Source organism: Chitinophaga pollutisoli, from assembly GCF_038396755.1.
Taxonomy (GTDB): Bacteria; Bacteroidota; Bacteroidia; order Chitinophagales; family Chitinophagaceae; genus Chitinophaga; species Chitinophaga pollutisoli.
On the sequence record NZ_CP149822.1, the window covers coordinates 2,994,160 to 3,009,418 of the forward strand.

Annotated in this window: 10 protein-coding genes and 1 tRNA gene; 7 read left to right on the forward strand and 4 right to left on the reverse strand. The window is 41.4% G+C overall.

What is annotated here, in order from left to right; translation table 11 throughout:
* Positions 1-188 precede the first annotated feature (188 nt).
* Positions 189-1,781 (reverse strand): DUF6377 domain-containing protein, encoded by a 1,593-nt coding sequence (locus tag WJU16_RS12280; protein WP_341838596.1) that lies wholly within the window; start codon positions 1,779-1,781, stop codon positions 189-191.
* A gap of 116 nt (positions 1,782-1,897) precedes the next feature.
* Here WJU16_RS12280 and WJU16_RS12285 point away from each other — a divergent pair.
* Positions 1,898-1,971: transfer RNA gene (locus WJU16_RS12285), tRNA-Asn, on the forward strand.
* A 223-nt stretch (positions 1,972-2,194) separates the two neighbouring features.
* Here WJU16_RS12285 and WJU16_RS12290 read toward each other — a convergent pair.
* The 3 genes from WJU16_RS12290 to WJU16_RS12300 form a co-directional block, all read right to left on the reverse strand.
* On the reverse strand, positions 2,195-2,797 hold the full coding sequence (locus tag WJU16_RS12290; protein WP_341838597.1) for a hypothetical protein: 603 nt from the start codon (positions 2,795-2,797) through the stop codon (positions 2,195-2,197).
* A gap of 11 nt (positions 2,798-2,808) precedes the next feature.
* Positions 2,809-3,720, reverse strand: coding sequence for a HEPN domain-containing protein (locus WJU16_RS12295; protein ID WP_341838598.1), 912 nt, complete (start codon positions 3,718-3,720; stop codon positions 2,809-2,811).
* Between the two features lie 82 nt (positions 3,721-3,802).
* Positions 3,803-4,261, reverse strand: a complete 459-nt coding sequence (locus WJU16_RS12300) for a hypothetical protein (RefSeq protein WP_341838599.1) — start codon at positions 4,259-4,261, stop codon at positions 3,803-3,805.
* Between the two features lie 408 nt (positions 4,262-4,669).
* On the opposite strand from WJU16_RS12300, the gene WJU16_RS12305 reads away from it, so the two are divergent.
* The 6 genes from WJU16_RS12305 to WJU16_RS12330 are packed head-to-tail and all read left to right on the forward strand — an operon-like array spanning position 4,670 to position 15,159.
* A complete protein-coding gene (locus WJU16_RS12305) occupies positions 4,670-4,888 on the forward strand; it encodes a helix-turn-helix transcriptional regulator (protein WP_341838600.1) in 219 nt (72 codons plus the stop codon).
* Positions 4,889-4,913: 25 nt separating this feature from the next.
* On the forward strand, positions 4,914-7,790 hold the full coding sequence (locus WJU16_RS12310) for an SNF2-related protein (protein WP_341838601.1): 2,877 nt from the start codon (positions 4,914-4,916) through the stop codon (positions 7,788-7,790).
* 5 nt (positions 7,791-7,795) lie between these two features.
* Positions 7,796-8,005, forward strand: a complete 210-nt coding sequence (locus tag WJU16_RS12315) for a hypothetical protein (protein ID WP_341838602.1) — start codon at positions 7,796-7,798, stop codon at positions 8,003-8,005.
* Complete coding sequence (locus tag WJU16_RS12320; RefSeq protein WP_341838603.1) at positions 7,980-10,316, forward strand: hypothetical protein; 2,337 nt, start codon at positions 7,980-7,982, stop codon at positions 10,314-10,316. The genes WJU16_RS12315 and WJU16_RS12320 overlap by 26 nt, the downstream gene beginning before the upstream one ends.
* A 20-nt stretch (positions 10,317-10,336) precedes the next feature.
* Positions 10,337-12,232: a site-specific DNA-methyltransferase gene (locus WJU16_RS12325; RefSeq protein WP_341838604.1), complete on the forward strand. Its 1,896-nt coding sequence runs from the start codon at positions 10,337-10,339 to the stop codon at positions 12,230-12,232.
* A gap of 2 nt (positions 12,233-12,234) precedes the next feature.
* Positions 12,235-15,159 (forward strand): DEAD/DEAH box helicase family protein, encoded by a 2,925-nt coding sequence (locus tag WJU16_RS12330; protein ID WP_341838605.1) that lies wholly within the window; start codon positions 12,235-12,237, stop codon positions 15,157-15,159.
* Positions 15,160-15,259 lie beyond the last annotated feature (100 nt).

Consider the following 15,259-nt stretch of genomic DNA (forward strand, 5'->3'; position numbering starts at 1 on the left):
TGTGGATGGGAACGAACGTGAAATCCAATTTTGGTTGAACGATTCAAAGTAAGCGGGTTCGCTCCTCGTGGCAAACTATTATCGCCCGAGTATAGAAATTAAAGGTGGATTAACGGGTTTTCTGAAATTTAACAATATGGTTTACAATTGATTAACAAAACATATAAATATCAATAATATTAACCGATTCATATCTTGATTTGCAGGATCCGGTCTTCAAATTCGTCGTTCGGGACGATGGATTTGTTGCGGATGCGGGTTTTATAGGCGTAAATGGTGTTGACGGAATATTCGAGGATGCGGGCGATTTTTTCGTTTTCGGAGATACCGATGCGGATGAGGGCGTAGATCCGGAGGTCGGTGTTGAGGAGTTCGTTGTCTTTGAGGCGGATCTGGTCTTCTTCCCGGAAGAAGGAGTTGAATTCGGCGACGAAGTTGGGGAAGATGCGGAGGAAGATGCGGTCGAAGTTGTGGAAGAGTTCTTCGCGTTCCTGTTTGATATTTATATTATTGACGATATAGCGGATATCGCCGTGTTTGTGATCGGCCAGTTTGGTTTCGACCTGGTGTTTGAGTTTTTCGATTTTTTCGATGTAGGCGGAGGCGATATGGAAGCAATAGCCGATGTATTCTTCTTTGATCCGGTTGGATTCGATGAGTTTTTCGTTGATTTCCTGCTGGCGGCGGTGGGCCTGGGTGATGATTTCTTTGGCGGCTTTGAGGCGGCGGATTTGTTTGAAGATGATGAAGGTGAGGAGGATGAGGGCCAGGACGAGGAAGGTGGCGATGGCGGAATAGACCACCAGGCGGTTTTTCTCATTTTCGACGGCGTTGTACCGTTCTCCTTCGATCATGGGGAGGATGGCGCTCACCTGGACTTTCCGTTGGCGGGCGCCGTAGAAGGTGGCGTCTTGCACGGCGCGTTCGATGTACCGGGAGGCGTTTTTGATGTCGCCGGTCTGGAACAGCAGGGAGGCGAGGTTAAACGCCGCCGTGGTTTCTTTGACGGATCCGCGGGTGTCGGCCATGGCGGATTGGGCGAGCATGGCGATGGCGGAATCGTATTGTTTCCGGAAGACATATATGGAGCCGAGGTTCGCTTTAATCATGGCTTGCTGGTGCCAGGACAGGTTGGGCAGGGCCATGGTGCGGTGGAGGTAATGGAGGGCGGAGTCGAGGCGATTCTCCTTAAAATATTTGTATCCGAGGCAGGAGAGGCGTTCGAAATGGTTTTCGGGGCAACAGGCAGCGGCGGAGTCGGTATATATACTTGCCTGGCGGAGGTATTGCGGGGAGTAATACCAGTCGTTGACGTAATCGGCGAGGTCGTAATAATATCTGCGGATGAGGACGTAGTATTCGGCGCGCATGGTATCGGGGAGTGCGGGGGCGTGGAGGGAGTCGAGGACGGCGGCGGTCTCGCGGAACATGCCGGATGAGAGGAGGATGAAACCGAGTTTGATATCGGCGTAACCTGCGCGCTGGGGGTCGTTCATTATCGCGGCGATTTTTTTGAGTTGGAGCGCGTAGGAGAAGGCGGTATCGTAGTTGAAAGATTTGTATTCGTTGTAGAGTTTGATGCAGGCGTCGTATTGGGATGCGGGGGACTGAGCGGCGGCGAGCTGCTGTTTGAGCGACTGGAGTTGAGCATATTTACTGTTGTCGAAATCGCGGGTGAGGCGGATGGTTTCGTCCAGTTGCCGTAAAATGCTGTCTTTCCCGGATTGCGCGATGGATGCGGGGCTCCAGAGGATAATAATGCTGAACAGGATCCACTTCATAATTTGTATCTGGCGGCTATAAAGATATCAGAAAACCAGATTTGAGAAAAAAATGAAAATAGATTTTGCAGAAATAAAATTTTGTCTATTTTTGCAATCCCAATCGAGGGAAACACTCCTCCTTAGCTCAGTTGGTTAGAGCATCTGACTGTTAATCAGAGGGTCGTTGGTTCAAGTCCAACAGGGGGAGCTGAAGTTCAATCATTTACGAGGGTCGCTATATGCGGCCCTTTTAAATTTGCCAGTAATTTGCCAGCAAGATTTTTGGCGGCGAAGCAAAGAGCTGATTACGGGGTAAATTTAGTTTAGTTTATTCAATTTTCTTACGGGCTATATTCGGAGGCGCTCACGTTCGTACACTCGCAGCAGGACAATATTTCTGCAAAAGGGGATGCAAATGGCACGTCAATCATTTAAAATTCTTCCTTACGTTTTTTATGGGTAGAGGCTTCTCTTTGGCGCATTACATAAGCTAACCTTACCAAGAAATACAGGTGTTCATAGAATAGTACTAACTGCCCTTTATATACTTTTTTATGTCCCTCATAAGTAATCACGGCGCCTAATAAATCCAGCAGTTCCATTTGAGCGTAAGAGCGGCGGAATGTTATACAGAACTGATTGATGACATTCTCCGGGCTTTTCATTTCTTCATCGGTAAGTAGAACGGGAATGTTCATTTGTGCCAGCATTTGCCTACTCTGCTTTGATAAGCCCTTTAGTTGTTTGCGCTCCCTATGCCTGTTCTTTCTTTCATTCAGCATATGAAACGCTTCCATCAGCCGTTGCAGTTCCTGTATAAAATCCATCAGGTCTTCCCGGATGCATCCCTCGTCATAGGCGCTTTGATCGTTGCATAACGCTAACTGCTGCCAGCGCTGTATTTCTTGTTTTAGATCATCCAGGTGGTAGTTTTGAAAAACTTCCCGCAGGCCGCGAAATGGCCGCTTGCCGGCTTGGCTGAAAAAGTGCCAGGGCTTGTTAAAACGTTTCCGGGTGGATTGATTAGTTTCCATGCAGGGTGTATTTATTTGTCAAGGACGTTCTGCAGCTCCGGCCGTTCGCTGGTTATAGGAACAGGTGGTGGCGGCGCGGTCACAATGGCCTTTCCCGCTTCTGATAGTATTTCGTGGATGCATCTGATTTTTTCCGTAAGGGTTAACAGCTCTTCATCGGTGATCTTGTAATCTTCTTTATAGCGGGTATCTATATAGGCTTTTTGCAACAGGTTAAACAGGTGTTTCTCCTGCTCCGTCTGCCGGGGAAATAGTTGTGGTAATTGATAAGCCACCAAGCTGCCATAGCGGAGCAGCCGGTCAATGCTGTGGGTATTGGCATGATAGCCGGTTCCCAATTTCAACAATGTTCGCAAAGCCTGTTCGGCGGACTGGTGCAGCATAAATGCCGCCATTTTGTGCTGTTTGCGAACGCGGTACAGTTCCGCTCCTGCCAGGAATTCTTTGGCTTTGGATAGCCCGTCTTCCCACTGTTTAGTGGCATCTTTGCTATTGGTGGTTTCCCTCGGCTCCGGTATATCTTCCCGGCAAATGTTGCCAGCATCGTACAGCACAGGTGCATATTGCCATGCAGCCACTGCAAACGGGTGACCCGCTTGCAGCCACTCAGTAAAAGTGGAAGTTTGTAATACAAGCGTAGTAACCGGCATGATGTTGCTGCAATGGTTTTCAATCTTATCCTGCCAGTCGTGCAGTTCTTTGTTGGCAAGGTTTGATAGGAGTATCAGCAGCGTGCAATCTGATATATGCTGACAAGAGGGGGCCAATTCATTAAATATACTTTCGCATTTTTTGCGGAGCAGCGTAGCGCCCAGCAGGAAAATCATATCCGGATTAGCAGCTTTTACAATTACCTCCGCAAACTGCTGCTGGTGAAAGGAGAAAGCCTCCCGGCAAAGGTGGTAGATGGCGAACGGTTTCATCTGTAGTCTTTTTATGTTTTAAATTGTCAGATGGAATTCGCTGGCGGGTTGTTTGTTATGAAATCAGATGTGCCAGCTCATTTCATAATACCTCCTTTTTTGATAGTTTGCGCCTGGGTTTCCGGAACCATTTCTTAAACCAATAGGTGTGGTGTTTATCCCGCCAGTTCGCATACAGATCAATTAGTTTCATTTTACCGTCTTTAGGAAATAGTAAGCCCAGCGCATCCATTTCCTTAAACATTTGCTGGATGTCTTCTTCATTATAATGATGCTGACCGTAGCCGTGCGCGATAAAGTAATTAATAAGGTGTTCTTTGGCCTGATCCCTTCCCTCCCGCTTCCAACTGCCGCAGGACAAATTTTCAGTGAAATCCCGGATAATTTCCTCCGGGGTTTTATCCACTAACTTGCATAGCAGCAGAAATTGATAAGGGAGAATGAATTTAATTTTAGCGTGACGATCATAAGCGCCGGTTTGCCATTTTAGTTCCGGCTTAGGCCTTCGCCGATGTTGCTTGCCGGTTGGATTCTTTTTCATGGGGGAACATTTAGAAGTGAAGAATTTGTGAGCAGACCAACCGGCGGTATATAAAAAGAGACGTGGGTTAGTCCTTACCGCTCCTGAGGGCTGCGACACCCTAATCACGAATAAGAACGCCCACGCCATAGCATGAGCGATTTACCTTATTTCTCGTGATTTTGAAAGGTCGCAGTTTTCAGGAGCGAGAATAAAGCAAATGCGCTTAATATTTTAAAGCAGCAATTTAGTTTTTTTGTTTTAAGAAGTGTTGAGTTTCATATTTAGATATGATGTATTAACAGTCAAAATTTATAGAATAACCAACACAATTTATGCATGTTCCCACAATTTTCCAAATAAATAGTCTGTTATTCCATAATATTTTATTTTCATTCGATCAATTATTATAGAAAAACCTAACAATTAATGACTATTCTGGGAGAATACCTGGCTCAAAAATCTGTAAATAAATCAGAGGTAGCCCGTAAAACTGGTTTATCCAGAGCCAGGTTGAATGAACTCACATTACATGAGCGGAGCCATTTAAGAGCGGAAGAACTTTACCTTATAGCTCTTGCCATAGATGTAGCTCCTTGTGAGCTGCTGGAGGCGCTATATGGGAATTTGAAGATAAAAAAGAAGTAAAGTCTATTTTGAACGATATAAAATAATGAAATTAACAGCGTATCATGCAAAGTACATTGCTAATGAATTAACAAAGCGCAGCGCGTCGGACTCTATGCAGAAGTTAGCGTCTACTCTTGTAGATGCTCAAGTCGATTTGAATCCGCATCAGGTGGAGGCAGCATTATTTGCGTTTCGTTCACCACTGTCAAAGGGCGCTATTCTTGCAGATGAAGTCGGTTTGGGTAAAACGATTGAAGCAGGGCTTGTGATTTCTCAAAAATGGGCGGAGAGAAAAAGAAGAATTTTAATTATTACGCCTGCGAATTTAAGGAAGCAATGGAGTCAGGAACTACTTGATAAATTTTTCCTACCTTCTTTTATTTTAGAAGCAAAATCCTTCAACGATTCTATAAAACAAGGTCGCTTAAATCCCTTCGATCGGCCTGAAATAATTATATGCTCTTATCAATTTGCCAGAACAAAAGAATCTTACTTGAAAATCATTCATTGGGATTTGGTGGTTATTGATGAGGCACACCGCCTAAGGAATGTGTACAAACAATCGAATAAAATTGCCAAATCAATAAAAGATTCTGTAGAAACAGCGCCGAAGATTCTTCTTACAGCTACTCCCTTACAAAACAGTCTTTTGGAACTGTACGGCTTAGTTAGTATAATTGATGATTATACATTTGGCGATTTGAAAAGTTTCAGATCACAATACAGCAAAGTAAACGGCCAGACTGATGAAGCTACTTTTGATGAGTTGAAGGAACGATTAAAGCCAATCTGCAAAAGAACGCTTCGCCGTCAGGTCTTGGAATATATCCGATATACAAACAGAATTGCTTTAGTCGAAGAGTTTTATCCTACTAACGAAGAGCAAAGACTATATGACCTTGTGACGGAGTATCTACAAAGAGATACGCTTTTCGCTCTTCCAGCAAGCCAAAGAAAATTGATGACGTTGATTCTGAGAAGGCTTTTGGCTTCGTCTACTTATGCGATTTCCGGCACCCTTGAATCCTTAGCTGCAAAATTAGACAACCTCATTAAAGACCAAGAGGTAAAAGATGCTGATTCGGAAATATCGGAAAACTTTGAGGCATTTGACGAATTAAAGGACGAGTGGGCAGAAGAAGAGAATGATATTGAAACTTCGTCAGGTTTTTCAGAACACGACATTTTAAAAATTAAAGAAGAGATGTCATCTCTTAAGGAATTTGAAGCTCTAGCCAAATCCATTCAAATAAACTCAAAAGGTCAAAAGGTATTCACCGCTCTGGATAAGGGATTTAATGAACTTCAAAGATTGGGCGCTCCACGGAAGGCTATTATTTTTACTGAAAGTACAAGAACTCAAGAGTATCTAAGACGCTTACTGGAAGAGAAGGAATATTCTGGAAAGGTTGTTCTTTTTAATGGGACGAATAATGATCAAAAATCCAGAGAAATATATAAGGCCTGGATTGAAAGGTATATCGGCACGGATAGAGTAACAGGATCAAGAACTGCCGATATGCGGGCAGCATTAGTGGATTATTTTCGAGATGAGGCAACCATTATGATTGCAACGGAGGCGGCCGCGGAAGGGATTAACCTTCAATTTTGCTCTCTCGTCATTAATTATGATCTTCCGTGGAACCCGCAACGCATTGAACAGCGAATAGGAAGATGCCACCGTTATGGGCAGAAATTTGACGTTGTAGTAGTAAACTTCTTGAATAAAGCTAACGCAGCCGATGTACGGGTTTATGAATTACTTGAACAAAAATTCAACCTGTTTAGTGGCGTTTTTGGGGCCAGTGATGAAGTTTTAGGAAGTATTGAAAGTGGTATTGATTTTGAAAAGCGGATCGCCGCAATTTATCAAAATTGCCGAACGCCAGATCAAATTTCCGAAGCATTTAATAATCTTCAAGCGGAACTGGAAGGGAGCATTTCAGAAAGTCTTAGCAAAACACGCCAGAATTTATTGGAAAATTTTGATGAAGAGGTTCATGAAAAACTAAGGATCAATCTTCAGGAAAGTAAAGACTATTTGTCAAAATATGAATCATGGCTTTGGGGAATAACAAAATACTACTTAGGCGATGACGCTAAATTTGCCGATGATGAACACTCCTTTTCGTTAAAACGAAACCCTTTCGATGGAGAAGTGATTTTTCCCGGCCCTTACCGAATAGGGAAAAATGTTGACGAATCCAATGTTTACCGTATCAGTCATCCACTTGCTCAGAGAATTATTGGCAAATGTAAGGGACTTGACCTTTCAGCAAAAGAACTCTCGTTCAACTATTCAGATTCAAATCTTAAGATCTCAATCCTGAACCCCTTGTTAGGAAAGTCGGGTTGGCTGATGGCAAAAAGGCTTACTGTTACAACCTTTGATACAGAAGATCATGTAATTCTTTCCGCTTTTACGGACGAAGGTCACGAGTTAGATACAGAACAATGTGTAAGGCTCTTCTCTGTCTACGCAGATGAAAACGGCTCTGATGTAAATCCAAATGAAGAAGAAGGTAGTCGCCTTCGATCCATATATGAAGGCAGGAAGTCCGAGATCATCGGAATTATTAATGTGAAAAACGCTGACTATTTTGATTTGGAAATTGAAAAGCTGGATAAATGGGGCGAGGACAGAAGAAGCTCCCTGAAACTAACATTGAAGGAGTTGGACGAAGAAATCAGAGCGTTAAAAAAGCAGGCTCGACTTGCACCTAATCTTCCGGAGAAATTGAAACTTGAGAAAGCAAGAAGGACTTTGGAAGCAAAAAGGGATGAAGCGTGGAAAGAGTATGACGGAGCAGCGAAAGAAATAGACCAAACGAAGGACAAACTTTTGGATCAGATTGAGAAAAAACTCGAACAAAACATAGAGGAAGACACTTTATTCCTTATTCGTTGGAAATTAAATTAACGCGTATGAGCCAAAACAATCCTAACGACATTCTTGCCGAACAAATCGCAAGCAAACTCCTTGAAGAAGGTTTGATTGACAAATCTTCAGAGAAAAAGTTCATTAAAGGGATTAGCCAGGGAGCTTATAAAGAAGCTGACTGGAAGACCCTTTTAGAAGAAGTTATTAATAAACCTAAACCGGATTCCGATGAAACTAAAAACACTGAAAATTGATTCCTTCCGGGGTGCAAGCAAACCCCTTGTTCTGGAATTTGACGGTGAGAAAACCGTTACTATGGTGTTCGGTGAAAACGGAAACGGGAAATCTACGATTACGGATTCTTTAGTTTGCCTGTGTACAGATGAACATGGATCGTTGGATGACAAGTCTTCAATAGATAAGTCATTTTATACCTCCATTTCAAGCAAACCCGCTGATCTAAAGATTGAGCTGAAAACCGATATGGGGGATTTTCAAGCAACTTTATCAGGTAAGAGCTTCGCAAAAAATCCTGCCGTGGGTCATCCCATTGTGAGACATTTAAGACGAAGCCAGATCACGCAATTTATCGAAGAACAACCGCACAAACGATACGAACAACTGCAATCGTTTATAGATGTAACTAATATTTCCAAGAGTGAGGATGCTTTAAGGAAGCTGAATAAAGAAACAGATGACGCGCAGAAAATTGCTATCAGTACATTAGCCAGTGCCATCGCAACGCTTGAGGAAACCTGGACGAATGAAGGAAAGCCTGAAAAGGATTGGGAGACCTGGGCAAAAAAGGAATCAGTCAGGGACATAGCGAAAGAAGAGGGAAAGCTTAAACAATTGGAAGATGCCACTACTAAGTGGAATTCTATAAAAGAGACAGAAGTAAAGCATACGAATGATGTTGCAGAGATTGGAAAAGCGAGGTTTGCAAGAGAAGCGGCAGAAGAAAAGATGAAAAAAGCTCAGGAAGGAAATGAAGACGCAAATACCGATCTTCTTTCTCTATTACAGTCTGCGCAGAAATTCATATCAGGGAAAGACGAGGTTAAGAATTGTCCTGTTTGTGAAAGTACCATCGAGAAGGAGAATCTCTTAAAGTCGATTGGTTCAAAAATTGAATCAATGAACTCATTTAGTGAGATCGTTTTAGCAGTAAAAAATGCACGATCAGCCGAAGATGGGAAGCAGAAGATTTTGGAATCAACCGTCTCTACATTTATTCAGAAAATTTCCATTTTTGAACAGACTGTTTCATCCATTTCCGCTAAACCATTTCCGGATATTGCAAAGCAATTATTCTTTATAAAATCTACCGAGACCAACGAACAGAAACTCCTGGGTTTTAGTAAAGTTTTTCCTGAAATTGAGAAAGAAATGGAAGCGCAGAAGCTGGAAGCGGAAAACATAAAAAAAGCTATAGGTCAGCATAATCTTATTAAGAACCAATACAATTCAATAGTGACGTCCCGTGAAAAATCAGCAAGCACTCAAAAATTGCTTGTTGCCATCGAAGGTACATTAAAAATTGTTGAAAAGGCCAGAAAGGATTTTGTTCAAAACGAGCTTGTATCTATATCGTCGGACGTAGACGCACTATATCAAAAACTTCATCCAAATGAGAGCTTGGGCGGCATTGCCCTTACATTAAAACAAACCACAAAAAATTCGCTGGAGCTTAGTGCCGACTTTTATAGCAAGTCAGGTATTACCCCGCAGTCCGTTTATAGCGAGTCCCATCTTGATACATTAGGAATTTGTGTATTTATTGCATTGGCAAAGAAATACGGGGCAGCCAATTCCATACTGATACTGGATGACGTTGTTATGTCCGTGGACGAAAATCACTTGGACAGGTTTATAGGGCTTTTGCATGATGAGGCCGATAATTTTGCTCATATAATCATTACCACGCATTATCGTCCGTGGAAAGATCGGTATAGATACAACCGGGCACCCAGTCAGAAAGTTCACTTCATTGAATTAAGACCCTGGTCATTAGGCAATGGGATCAGGGTTCAAAACGGAAAGCTGGCTATTGATGAATTGCGGCAGGCCCTTGCAGACAATAACTATTTTGACAGGCAGAAGATTACCAGTGTTGCGGGTGTGATACTGGAAAATATTTTCGATTATTTGTCTGTTTTGTTTCAATGCAGAGTGCCAAGAAAACCCAAAAACGACTATCAGCTACGGGAACTCCTGGATGCCATATCCAGCAAGTTGATGAACCTCTTGAAAGTAGAGCATTTAGGTAAAAACACATTAGGTAAATATGATGGCTCAACAATAGCCAAAACAGCGAACTTGAAAACATTATTGGATAACATAAAGCAGTTAGCTATAGTACGAAATTGGGTCGGGGCGCATTTCAATTACGATGGGTCAATGGTGAGCGATGCCGACGTAGAGCAGTTCGGCAAACTAACTTTGGAGCTATCTGAGTTAATAACATGCCCTGATTCCGGCAATTTCCCGGATCGGAATAAATCCGGTTCATATTGGGAAACGAAAAACGGATCAATCAGGCTATACCCACTCCAAGAACCATAATGACAAAAAAGAATACAACGATGTCGAATATTGAAAAGTTGCCATTGACGTCAATGGATATTAAGGATCATCAACTTGAGAAGCTGAAAGAACTATTCCCTGAAGTATTTACTGAGGGAAATAAAATTGATTGGGAAAAGCTCAAGCTCACTTTGGGTGAAAATGTTGATACGGGTAAAGAACGCTTTGGCATGAATTGGCCGGGCAAAGCGGATTGCTTTAAGACCATACAGCAGCCAAGCATTGCGACCTTAGTGCCGGATAGGGAAGAAAGCATTGACTTCGACAATACGCAGAATCTTTTTATTGAAGGTGACAACCTTGAAGTATTGAAGCTTTTGCAAAAAAGCTATTTGGGCAAGATCAAAATGATTTACATTGATCCGCCCTACAACACAGGCAATGATTTTATTTATCCTGATAACTACGCCGAAAATCTTAGCACTTATTTGGAATACACCGGTCAGGTAGACAGCGAAGGGAAGAAATTTTCAACAAATACTGAAACAGATGGGCGTTTCCATAGCAAGTGGATGAACATGATGTATCCAAGATTATTCTTTGCAAGAAACTTGCTACAAGAAAATGGATTAATTTTTATTTCTATTGATAATAACGAAGTTTCGAACCTTCGGAAAATTTGTGACGAAGTATTTGGCGAGGAAAACTTTGTTGAGCAAGTGGCTTGGAAAAATAAATATGGCGCTGGAGCAAAAACAAAGGGCTTTATTGAAGTGCATGAGTATATTTTATGCTATTCAAAAAGTCCAATTTCAAATATCGCAGCACCGCTTAATGAAGAGCAGATTAAGGCGTATAAAAACATTGACGATAAATACAATATTAGAGGAGGCTATATCACACAACCTCTAATGACTACCAGTATGGGCGATAGAAAAAATTTGCAATATTCTATTACTCATAACGGAGACGAAATTATACCTGAAAAACAGTGGGTTTGGGAAAAAGAAAGATTATTAAAGGCCATTGCAAATGACGAAGTTGTTTTTAACAAACAAGACAACGGCAAATATAGTGTAAGGTCGAAGCAGTATCTAAAAGATGAAAAAGGCAAAGTAAGAAGCGGTAAACCCATTTCATTATTTAACGGGCCTTTTAATCAAGAAGGGACGTCAGAAGTGAAGGAATTATTTGGATATGAGGCATTCTCTTTTCCTAAACCTGTTTCATTATTAAAATATCTCCTTTCATTTTCCATCAATGATTTCGATGATAAAGGCGGTATTGTCTTAGACTTCTTTTCAGGGTCAGGCTCGACTGCACAGGCTGTATATGAACTAAATATGGAAGATGGAGGAGAAAGGAAATTTATATGCGTGCAGCTTCCTGAGCTTATTGAAGAAACCTCGCAAAATTATCAAAACGGCTTACGAACCATTGCAGATGTCTGCAAGAGACGAATTAAGAAATCTGCAAAAAAAATAAAGCTTAATATTTCGAGTGATAACTCGTTATTCAAACCTGATTCAGGAAAAATTGACTTAGGATTTAAAGTTTTCAAACTTGAACAATCGAATTTCAGAATTTGGGATGCTTCAATTCAGAAAAACGAAGAGTCAATTCAGGCTGCGCTTGATCTTCATGTCAGCCATTTGTCATCAAATGCTCAACAAGAAAGTATTTTGTATGAAATTCTATTGAAGTCTGGTTTTGACCTAACCACTTCCATTGAGAAATTGGAGATTGAAAGTAAAACTGTTTTTAGTGTTGCAAGCGGTGAACTGTTGATCTGCCTTGAAAAGAACCTGACACGCGACTTAATCAAAGCAATCGCTGAAAAACAACCCACACGGGTCATTTGCCTGGATGAGGGATTCCAGAATAATGACCAGCTCAAGACAAATGCTGTTCAGATAATGAAAAGTAAGAATGTTGTAAGTTTTAGAACCGTGTAATAATGAAGATAAAATTTGATAGCGAACAGTTATATCAGAAGGAGGCGGTTGTTTCCATCGTCGATTTGTTTGATGGGCAGCCCTTAAATAAAGAGGATTTTACCGTTTCGATCAATACGACGATTGAAGCGGGACAGGGCAGTCTTTTTCAATCAGAACTTGGTATTGGTAATAATATTGTTATTAACCCTGACACTATTTACAACAACCTTGTCAAGGTACTTGATAAAAACGACCTTGATACGATTGAGAAGGCTGAGTTTCAGAAGAACGGAATGAATTTTTCCATCGAAATGGAGACTGGAACGGGTAAAACCTATGTTTATCTCAGAACGATTTTTGAACTGAACGTAAAGTATGGATTCAGAAAATTTATTATCGTTGTACCAAGTGTTGCTATTCGTGAAGGGACGCTGAAAAATCTTGAGATTACCAGAGAACATTTCCGCGCACTCTATAACAATGTGGAGTTCGAGTATTTTGTATATGACAGCAAAAGGGCAAACAGACTTCGACAGTTTGCCACTAGCAATCAGTTACAGATCATGGTCATCAACATTGATGCGTTCAGAAAAGATTTTTCTGATAATGAAGAAGGCAAAAAGAGTAACGTTATCTTCAAAGAAAGTGATAAATTATCTGGCAGAAAACCTATCGAGTTCATTCAGGCAACCAATCCGTTTGTTATTATCGACGAACCACAAAGCGTAGATAATACACCTCGGGCGCAGGATGCAATAAAGTCGTTGAATCCTGCTTGTATCTTCCGGTTTTCTGCTACACATAAAAACCTGTACAATCTTGTTTACAAACTTGATCCGGTTAAAGCCTATAAACTTGGATTGGTAAAGCAAATTGTTGTGGCGTCGGTAACGGGGGCTAATGCCCAGAATGACGCCTATGTAAAACTGCTTGAGGTGGATAACAAAAAAAGTATCCGCGCAAGAGTACGAATTCAGGTGCAGGGTAAATCTAAAGTTGCAGAAAAGGATTTTTGGGTAACTCAAAATAGCGATCTGTTTGCAATATCAAATGAACGTGAAGCGTATAGAAATGGCTTTGAAGTGTTGGATATTAACGCGGAACCCGGAAATGAATTCATAGATTTTACAGTCGGCAGGCTTTACAAAGGCCAGGAAAGAGGCGGCATAAAAGAAGATTTGAGTAAGGTACAGATACGCAATACGATAAAGAAGCATTTTGAAAAAGAGCTACAGGTTAAAGCCAAAGGAATAAAAGTTCTAAGCCTGTTTTTTATTGATAGGGTGGCGAATTACCGTGCTTATGCAGAAGACGGAAAGGCCCTGCGGGGGAAGTTTGCCGAACTCTTTGAGGAAAGTTATAGAGAACTTATCAAACTGCCTCAATATAAGCCTCTCGATTTTCACCCCATTGAAAAGGTGCATGACGGCTATTTTTCTCAAGATAAGAAAGGCATTCTAAAAGACACTTCCGGCACCACCCAGGCTGATGATGATACCTATGCCAAAATCATGCGGAACAAAGAGCAGCTTTTGTCGCTTGATGAACCCTTAAAGTTTGTTTTTTCTCACTCGGCTTTGCGTGAAGGCTGGGATAACCCAAATGTCTTTCAGATTTGTACGCTCAATGAAACGCGATCAGCTACCAAAAAGCGACAGGAAATAGGCCGGGGATTAAGATTACCCGTTAATCAGAACGGAGAGAGAGTGTTTGATGACAATATCAATAAACTCACCATTGTAGCCAATGAAAGCTATGATGAATTTGCCTCTCAATTACAGACTGAGTATGAGGACGATTGTGGTGTTACATTTGGGAAAGTTCCGAAGGTGGCTTTCAAAGGAATAACTCAATGGTTTGGTGAGCAAGAAATAAACTTTACCAAAGATCATTCAACAGAGATTTGGAGTAGTTTGGTTGAAAATGGGTTTATTGATAAGAGCGGAAAAATTTTATCTACATTTCAGCCTTCGGTAGATGGCTTTACCCTGAAACTTCCAGAGAAGTTTATTACGGCAGAGGCGGAAGTAATCTCCGTTCTGCAAAATTACCAATTAGAGCGGCATATCAAAAAAGACGAAGAGCCGAAACGCTTAAAGATAAACAAGCAGGTATTTCTCGACCCGGAATTTGAAGCGCTTTGGAGTAAAATCAAACACAGAACTACTTACCAAGTAGAATACAGCACTGATACATTGATAAAAAATTGCATTGAATCTATTAAAAAACTGGAAGCGATTGAACCAGTCACCGTAAGTTATCGGGAAGCAGAAGTAGATGTAGAACTTAAGGGCATTGTTGTTAATGAAGTGAGGGCAAATTATCACAAGGTCATTTTTACGGGGGGATTGCCTGATATTATTGCCTATGTGCAAAAGCAAACGGAATTAACAAGAAAAACGATTGTTGATATTATCAAAGGGGGCGGTCGGCTTTCCGATTTTCTGGTGAACCCGCAACGCTTTATGGATGAAGTTTCCGGGGTAATTAACCGGGAATTGTACAAGTTGATGATAGACGGAATAAAATACGAAAAACTCACCGTTGGTCAGACAGAATGGAGTATGCAATTATTCCGTGATGACGAATTAAAGGATTATTTCGAAGAATGCCTTGAAGTTCAGAAGTCCGTGTTTGATAAGGTTGTTTACGATAGTGAGATAGAAAGAAAATTTGCGGAAGAGCTTGATAAGCGAACGGACATAAAGCTTTTCGTGAAATTACCGAATTGGTTCCGAGTGGAAACGCCTATTGGTCAATACAATCCCGATTGGGCTATTGTTAAACATGAAGACACGACAATTTATCTAGTTCGAGAAACTAAGGGGACTAAAGATTTTGAGAAACTACGCAACTCCGAAGCTGATAAGATACGATGTGGACGTAAGCACTTTGAAGCTCTGAATGTGAACTTCAATGTTGTTACTAGTTCACAAGAAATTTGAATTGAAATGATGCAGACTTAAACACCATTATTTGAAAAATCTGATTATTTATTCACTTATAAAAGGAGTACACAAGCAGTGTACAAGCATACAAAGTAGA

Excerpts from the sequence above, each read along its gene's own strand:
- WJU16_RS12280 (WP_341838596.1), bottom strand. The coding sequence starts at position 1,781 with ATGAAGTGGATCCTGTTCAGCATTATTATCCTCTGGAGCCCCGCATCC.
- WJU16_RS12290 (WP_341838597.1), bottom strand. The coding sequence starts at position 2,797 with ATGGAAACTAATCAATCCACCCGGAAACGTTTTAACAAGCCCTGGCAC.
- WJU16_RS12295 (WP_341838598.1), bottom strand. The coding sequence starts at position 3,720 with ATGAAACCGTTCGCCATCTACCACCTTTGCCGGGAGGCTTTCTCCTTT.
- WJU16_RS12300 (WP_341838599.1), bottom strand. The coding sequence starts at position 4,261 with ATGAAAAAGAATCCAACCGGCAAGCAACATCGGCGAAGGCCTAAGCCG.
- WJU16_RS12305 (WP_341838600.1), top strand. The coding sequence starts at position 4,670 with ATGACTATTCTGGGAGAATACCTGGCTCAAAAATCTGTAAATAAATCA.
- WJU16_RS12310 (WP_341838601.1), top strand. The coding sequence starts at position 4,914 with ATGAAATTAACAGCGTATCATGCAAAGTACATTGCTAATGAATTAACA.
- WJU16_RS12315 (WP_341838602.1), top strand. The coding sequence starts at position 7,796 with ATGAGCCAAAACAATCCTAACGACATTCTTGCCGAACAAATCGCAAGC.
- WJU16_RS12320 (WP_341838603.1), top strand. The coding sequence starts at position 7,980 with ATGAAACTAAAAACACTGAAAATTGATTCCTTCCGGGGTGCAAGCAAA.
- WJU16_RS12325 (WP_341838604.1), top strand. The coding sequence starts at position 10,337 with ATGTCGAATATTGAAAAGTTGCCATTGACGTCAATGGATATTAAGGAT.
- WJU16_RS12330 (WP_341838605.1), top strand. The coding sequence starts at position 12,235 with ATGAAGATAAAATTTGATAGCGAACAGTTATATCAGAAGGAGGCGGTT.